General features: G+C 59.0%; 1 protein-coding gene. It reads right to left on the bottom strand.

What is annotated here, in order from left to right:
- Positions 1-400 (bottom strand): hypothetical protein (locus EXE45_RS20095; protein ID WP_199233708.1); only part of this gene is annotated, 400 nt, incomplete at both ends.

The raw sequence follows: 400 nt of genomic DNA, 5'->3' as shown, positions 1-400 counted from the left end.
TATTGACACGCCCGCTGTGGGCTGACTTCTCCTTGGACGGCCGAACAGTCAGAAACGGTGATCTGACTTGGAGTCGAGATCGAGAGATCGCCGGTGACTGACGACTGGTCCAGTACGACGTCGACCTGACTCTCCGACTCGACCGTCACTGTCCCATCTATTTGGCTATCTGTCAGATGGATTTTGACCTGGCTCTCGGTGTCGACGTTCAGGTCGCCCTCGATCGAAGAGCCGGTCAGGTCGATGTCCACCTGACTCTCGGTGTCGATGTCAACGGCGGACCCAACGGCCGAGCCGTCCGTCAGCGACATTTTCACCTGGCTCTCGTTAGCTAACGTGACGCCTCCGGCGATCTCTGTTGCCGCGAAATCGAGCGTGATCTGGCCGCCGGCGTCTGTGA

Origin of the sequence: Halorubrum sp. SP9 (genome assembly GCF_005435015.1) — an archaeon.
Taxonomy (GTDB): domain Archaea; phylum Halobacteriota; class Halobacteria; order Halobacteriales; family Haloferacaceae; genus Halorubrum; species Halorubrum sodomense.
Note: the sequence above shows the minus strand (reverse complement) of the source record. Positions and strands in the feature narration are given on the sequence as shown.